The sequence below is a fragment of the Caballeronia sordidicola genome (genome assembly GCF_000729995.1).
Lineage (GTDB): Bacteria > Pseudomonadota > Gammaproteobacteria > Burkholderiales > Burkholderiaceae > Caballeronia > Caballeronia sordidicola_A.
This window is the reverse complement of sequence record NZ_JNFG01000075.1, coordinates 1-7006: the sequence shown is the minus strand read 5'-3', so window position 1 is coordinate 7006 and position 7006 is coordinate 1. Positions and strand designations below refer to the sequence as shown.

Genomic DNA, 7006 nt, shown 5'->3' with positions numbered 1-7006 from the left:
CGATGCGCACACGCCTGGAACGGGCGTGGCGGCGAGACCGAAACCGCTGGCGCGGCAACGAGCCAAGTCAAAGTCTGAGACCCGCGAAACCCCCGCTACAGCGTCACAAGACGCTTAGCGGCGGGAGAGTTCATAACTGTCCGAGTCGCTGTCGCTGTCGCTGTCGCAGTCGCTGTCGCTGTCGCAGTCGCAGTCGCAGTCGCTGTCGCAGTCTCCGGGCGAAAGACATAGCAAATTCGTGAGCATTCCAACTTATTCGGCCTGCGCGCAGCGTTACGATCCTCTCATACCCCGCGCCATCGACGCATCGACCTGAGCCTTATGGCCCCAACTCGTCTAAAAACGCTTTCGAAGAAAGCCATCTTATTTCCAAACGTCACCGACGTTCATTCGATGCTTGACTCGCGAGTGCCTCAGTACCGAGCATTTCGCGCACATCAACCTCGCTGGACCGTCGTGCCTATGGCACCCAGTGATATTCAAGGAACGCGCGACCGGACTCGCCGCGTCCCCGACCGTTCACCTCGCCCCTTCAGCCTAGTCGCTGGGCGCGGTGCAAGCTGCCCGACACACTGCGGCAACGATGCACCGGCCTGTCAGGGGCGGGAAACCACATGTACGTCTAACGTACGGGTTTCCGAAAATCTATCGATCGGCACGCGCAGCCGAACCCAAAACGCGCAAAAAGAATTGCTCAGTTGCCGCGCGTCGTGCGTCGGTTGAGTAGCCCAAATCACGATGTGACCTGGGACTATCGGAGTGCAGCCGCTTCCCTGCATCTGGTAGATCAAACAGTTATCTCTAAAGTTCCGGAATGCAAGCGAGCAGTTCCATCCAACCACTCCGTCGTTTCGATCGGCACGACGGCTTACCTTACCCGAGGACCATGAACGTAAAAATGCATACAACCAAGACCACAATGTTTGCGCGAACTGGAAGGGTCACTAGATTGTTTCATGTGAAGACCCGCGCACGGCCCGCTTCAGCGACAGGCGGCGCAGTAACTTCAGTACACACTCATGATACTTGTCATTCGTGCTCTCGGCTTCGCTGCAGGCGTGCAGCCTTGCCCGTCGCCGGCTGACCAGCAAACAACGAACACGGCGCCTCGGTAGGCCGACCTTTATTGAAAATCTTTCTTCATTGAAAACCTATGTCTCGAAATCCGAATGTGAGCGGACAGGCGCGCTTACCCGAGCGTCTGGTAGAGGATCTGGTAGCGCTTATGTCGCCAAGCAGGCATGCAAGAGAAAAAACCGCAATACTGCTCGGCAAGGATTCGGACAAGACATCCGAATCTGCGATTCAAGTTCTGATCACCGGATTCAATGAGCTTCGTGCCGGGGGGTATGCATTGAGCTCGCCCTGGTATGTACGCGAAAAGCATATCCGGTATCTGATGCATCTGTGGATCGATAAGAGCGGGCAAGGCCCACCTGTTGTTCTAAGCAAGCTCACGCACTGGCGCGATCTCGCCAAGAAGATGCGCAAAGCTCCGCTTCTCGCGATCGTCGACGACTACATCAAAAAACCAAGTGGGTACGGCCGCCCCCATGCGCCGCGAACCGATAGCGTTCAAGACAAACCGGACATTTACGTGGATGATGTCGTCACGCGCCTGGCCGAGCAGGACCGTTGGGTGAGTGTTCAGGTCGAACTGCAATGCGCGTTCAATTTGCGACCCACAAGCAGCATGCTATTTCGGCCGTTGGAGTTTCTGCGGTTGTCAGGACAATTGCATGTTCCTGATGGAGCAAGAAACGGGAGGGGTCGCGTAATAACGCTTGGTGAGCGCTGGCAATATGACCTGTTGCTGCGCGCGGCGCGCTTGTCCAGCCCGACGAATGGCGTCATGTATCCCGCGCCCTGGACATTGAAGACGTGGTATCGCCACTACTACGACGTGTTGCGCTCTCAAGGTCTATCGCGCACGATTTGGGGCGTCACGATTAGTGGTCTGCGCGCGGCCTACGCAGAGCGCATGGCGAATCCGTCTCGGTCACTGGAGCGTACCGGTGATCTGTTTGTAGACCACGTCGAGTTGACGCTCAACAGAGACGCGCGTCGCGCAGCAATGCTGCGCCTTATCGAATCCGTTGGCGTTGGGCTTACCGCTGAGTCAACAAAATACTTGTCGACGATTGCGTCAGTGAAAGCATCAAAGATACTGAAGTCTTAGCGCGAAGCGACACAACGTGTGATCAGCAATGTGAATGAGGAGCAAACAAGCGATGCGGTCCCGTTGAAAATTTTAAGTCAAACGGCCGATTAATTTTTCAGAATCCCCTAAACGTTGATAGGTTAGTGGGCGCTTTTTAAGCGCATTGAGTTTCTATCATTTTGGCAGAGGACTATCTTGGTTAAAACTGTACGAGCTGATCATGGTTCCTGTCGCGCTGCGACAATAGCGCAGGTGAAGTGTTTCTTCTTTGAACCATCGTATTGCCGGGCTGTATTGCTCCATCATTTTATGCGCAGTCTATTTGCAGCAACATTCTTTCGCATCTTTGTCTCGAATGGGTACCTGTACCGGCTTGCTTGTATCGGAGCCGAGGGCCGAGTGATTTTCGTGAGTACTGCATGACGCTTCGAGTTGACGCACGGACGGTCTGGGACTATCGGCACGGCACATTCACTTATTGCGGTGAACACCGCATTGAGCTGAGCAGTGCTATCAACATCTCGTGCCACGAATTTTTCGTCATGCCATGGTGCTGCAAACCGCGATGAGGATCAGGCTGTCCAAGTATCAGATTGCGGAAACTGAGTGCCCCGAACGACTGGTGGTGATTTGGCTCGCAGTTGATTTCGGAAACGACCTTCTACTGAGAGCATGTGGGACCGGACACTAGCGTTTGGGTCTCGTCTTTCTTCCTGCGTCCGATCACGACGCCGCCGGTCCGAGCACAAAGAGGCGCACTCCGAAAGGTCGCCATCCGAAACGATCCTGTTGCAGCCGCTTGAACACGTGCGAGCGACTGTCTGCACGTGAGTGTGCGGGTTTCTAAACCATACCGACCGGCTCGCGCTGCCGAACAAAATCGCGCAAGAAGAATTGTCTGGCCGCTGCTTGAACGCGATGACTGGCTAGCCGCGTCCGTGCGATAGGGGCGGGGACCATCGGGGCAGTGCTTCCCTGGCCCGGGTGGATCAACAAAGCTATCGGCAAAGTCCAGGAATGCAAGCACTGTTATTCATTAACCCAAGGCGTCGTTTCAATAGGGACGGTGCCGCTTTTTAAATTTGGCCAATATGAAAGTCATTTTGAATTTCTTGCGTGCGCTAGACGGCTCAAACCTTCCAAAGCGTTTAAGAGAGGAACTCCAGAAGCTTTTCGAGAAACACATTTTTCGTGCGCATAGCAAAACGCGCGTAACTGCAAATGCCATTTCAATGAAAACACAGGAGCGTCGCGTCGTGAGCTTAATCGCTGGCTTCAAAGAACTTCGGGCGGATGGATTTGCGCTCGAAACGCCCTGGAATCTTTCGGAGAAACACATTCGTCACCTGGTGAACCTCTGGGTGAACCAAAAGAAGCAAAGTCCAGGGACGGTCGAAAACAAACTAACCTATTGGCGCACACTCGCTGCGTGGATGGGTAAGCATCAACTGGTCGGGACTGTGGATGACTACATCGAGCGTCCCGAAGGCTATCGGCGCTATTACGTGGCGCAACAAGATAAGTCGTGGGAAGCGGCGAACGTGAACGTCGACGATGTAATCGCGCGTCTGACCGAGCGAGACCGCTGGGTGGCGATTCAGGTTGAGTTGCAGTCTGCGTTCGGATTGCGCGCGCTGGAGAGCATGCTGTTGCGCCCACTCCAGTGTTTGCGTCTTTCGGGGCATCTGCAAATTGTTGATGGCACGAAAGGCGGTCGCCCGCGCGTGGTACCGATTGAGGAAGAGTGGCAATACGAATTATTGATCCGTGCGGCTCGCTTGTCGAACCCGCGTACTGGCTCGATGATTCCTGAGCCATGGACGCTCAAAAAATGGTATCGCCATTTCTATGTTGTGTTGCAGGGCCAAGGCGTCGCACGAAAAGCGTTGGGCGTGACGGCTCACGGCTTGCGCCACGCGTACCTCCAACGCATGTACGAAAGGGTGACCGGGGTGCCCGCGCCGATCAAGCGTCCCGACCAGCGCCCAGACCCCGAGTTACATCAATTGGCAATGGAGCGGATCGTAGCGGCCGCAGGCCACGGGCTGGCAACGAAGGCGAGTGCGTACATCTCGTCATTCGCCGCTATTCGCAAAGCCGATACCCCTGTGGTTAGCTACGCGCAAGTCTGCGCAGCGCTCGAAGAAGCGAAAGGCAACAAATCGCACGCTGCGAAAGCCCTCGGTATCTCCCGCCAAGCGCTGTACCGCGTGCTCGGGAAACTGGCCAACGCCGAAGGCCCCGTATCGACCGCTGGCGGCAGCGACAATTAGATATCTGACGCAAGGCGCAATGTGTCGCAGACGTCGCTACTTTCTATCGTTGCCAGTGGTGGCCCGGATTGCTTGAGGCGGCCCAGGCTGTCGCGACGTCGTCGTTGCTTGACTTTCCAACCTCTTCATTAGGCTGGTATCAACCTAACTGAGCGAGGTAAATATTTTGACCCACACAACTGTGGACAAAGCCGACTGCACAGGTCGCGGTGAGAGCGCGCGCAACACGGTAATCGAAAAGATGCACAGCGTCCCGAAGGGCGAGGGCACAGCGATGTGTTCCGTATCCGATGCGTTTCGGCAAACACTTGATCGTCTCGGCATCGCTGACTACGTCCTACGCGAGCGCGCGCTCTTGATTCACGCGCCCGGAACACGGCTTCCCACGACACAACTCGACGTCATAGTGGTGACGCCTTTCGGCGTATTCGTCGTGATGGAAATGGGTTTTAAGGGACTCGTTGCACCCGGCCCTGACGCAGAGACCGTGAGCGTCATCGACCAAGAGGGCGAATCGATGCTTCGCACGTCGCCGGTCAGGCGACAGGCCGCAGTTGTTCGATGCCTGCGCTCATTACTCGTCCGGCACGCATGCCCCGTTGAAAGTGTTGCCGTCGCCGCCGCATCCCCTTGCTCGCTGCATCCTCTTTTGCCTGAGTCGATACTTGAGGCGGCTGAGCTTTACCACTACTTGAGGCTGCGAACGATTCGATTTTTTTCAAGCGCGCGGCCACACGTGAGCGTGGCGCGCGTGGTCGATGTAATCGATAGTCACTTGTTATCAGACTCGCGTCCTGAAGCCTGATAGCTCGCATTATCGGGATTGCAGTTGAGAGGTAAAATAGGGCGCGTTCCATCTAAGATTACGTGCAGGCCCCAAATTTTATGACCCAGCCGCCGCCCGCCGCCCCGTCGGACAAGGGCGTTCCCATCGATCCGGCCACCGCGCTCATCGTCCTGCGCCTGGACGACGCCATTTCAGCGTTCCGGGCAGGGGAGGGTACGGGTCTGCAGGCGCTGGACTCGGCCAGCGGCCTAATGAACGACCTCACCGATGAAGAGGTCGTGAGCGAAGCAGAGCGCCGGGCAGAGCATAAGCGCATTCCGCGACGCCCGGACCGAGTGGAACTTGCGATCCTCACCGCGCTAGCCGACACCTACGGCGCCGAGATTCTCCACAATGCGTCGCTCGGCTATGCGCTACGCCTGGTCGCCCGACATGGTGGTGTCGCGCTGGTCCAACGGGTCTTGTGGGGCGAGTCCGCGTCCGATCTGCAATTGGCCACGATGCTGGGCGCGACGCGCGCAGCGTTCACCCAGCTCACGCTCGCCTTTAGCCAAGACCTCATGACAGAAGCGAACGACGTGCTTTCTGGGTTCAGGCCACGGCCAACCGGCGGGCCGAAGTCGGCGCGGGGTAACCGCGGCTGAAACCCTTACGCTGACCTACGGCTACACCGCAAAAGATCTCGCGGCGGTGCGCGCGTATGTGCAGCGCATCGCGCCGGCGATCATCTCGCGGGCCTATTATGACGGCGATGAGGACAGTTTTGCGGCGACGCCCTCGGCGATGGCGCGGCACCTTCGAACCATGCTCGATGGTCTAGTGAAGGTGGCGATTGAGCACGGGTCGCCTGCGCTTGCCGAGCACTTGCGCTCGTCCATCAAGAAGCACGGGGAACCGAAACTCCCCACGGTGACCTTCCGGAAGGTGACCGAAGCCGCAGCCCTAGCGGCAGCGTCGCCCGCGGCGAGCCACTCGATCGACCGGTGGTTTCGGCCGCGCATTGCGTCGCGATTGAAGGGGGAGGGGATCGCGACGATTGGCGAATTGATCGCGTTTGCAATCGGCGCGGGGGCAGCTGCTGGCGGTCGGTTCCGCGCATCGGCGCCGGGCGCGCGGTCGTCGTCGTTGCTTGGCTGTGCCGGCACGAAACGCACCTTCAATTGCGCGTCGACGCCGACGTTGATACACGCGATCCATTGATAGCGGATGAGGTGGTGCAAGTTCCTCCGGTGGAATCCGAGCATCTGGACACGGGCGGGGGAGCGCATAGCCAGGGAAAAGCAACCGTAAGCGCGTGATCGGCGATTGCGCAGCCTTGATTGAGATCGGTACGTTGCCAGCGACTGGACCCGCACGCCTCTAGCCAGATCTTTTCTATGTCGACGCGATCGGATGCCGTAGGTGCGGGGTTCGCAATCACCGTGTCAAAAAAAATCCACGGACGTGCCCAGTCCACAAAAGCCGTCGCAGCAGCAAAGACGTTATATTTAGTCACGGGTAGTAATGCTCGACACGCGCCGGGAGGGACGGATACTGTCGCGCCATATCGTGTAGACAGTCTGACATTAACGTCGCGTCGCGAGGAAATCGAAGGTCGAAGTCTGACCAGTTTATGAACTCTCCCGCCGCTAAGCGTCTTGTGACGCTGTAGCGGGGGGTTCGCGGGTCTCAGACTTTGACTTGGCTCGTTGCCGCGCCAGCGGTTTCGGTCTCGCCGCCACGCCCGTTCCAGGCGTGTGCGCATCGATCAGGACGACCGACGCGGCGTTTTGGTCGCGTTGTGCC

Annotated in this window: 4 protein-coding genes and 1 pseudogene; all 5 read left to right on the top strand. The window is 57.6% G+C overall.

Annotated features, from left to right (window positions below; genetic code table 11):
- The first annotated feature begins 1171 nt into the window (after positions 1-1171).
- The 5 genes and pseudogenes from FH08_RS0133610 to FH08_RS54470 all read left to right on the top strand — a co-directional run bounded on the left by FH08_RS0133610 (position 1172) and on the right by FH08_RS54470 (position 6519).
- Complete coding sequence (locus tag FH08_RS0133610) at positions 1172-2179, top strand: Fis family transcriptional regulator (protein WP_152602983.1); 1008 nt, start codon at positions 1172-1174, stop codon at positions 2177-2179.
- A gap of 1073 nt (positions 2180-3252) precedes the next feature.
- On the top strand, positions 3253-4434 hold the full coding sequence (locus FH08_RS0133605; RefSeq protein WP_051888741.1) for an integrase domain-containing protein: 1182 nt from the start codon (positions 3253-3255) through the stop codon (positions 4432-4434).
- 166 nt (positions 4435-4600) lie between these two features.
- A complete protein-coding gene (locus tag FH08_RS49735) occupies positions 4601-5239 on the top strand; it encodes a nuclease-related domain-containing protein (RefSeq protein ID WP_152602982.1) in 639 nt (212 codons plus the stop codon).
- Between the two features lie 62 nt (positions 5240-5301).
- The gene (locus tag FH08_RS49730) at positions 5302-5865 is read left to right on the top strand and encodes a hypothetical protein (RefSeq protein ID WP_152602981.1); all 564 of its coding nucleotides are present in this window, start codon (positions 5302-5304) and stop codon (positions 5863-5865) included.
- Positions 5866-6004: 139 nt separating this feature from the next.
- Positions 6005-6519, top strand: a pseudogene (locus FH08_RS54470) (phage integrase family protein).
- The last annotated feature ends 487 nt before the right edge of the window (positions 6520-7006 follow it).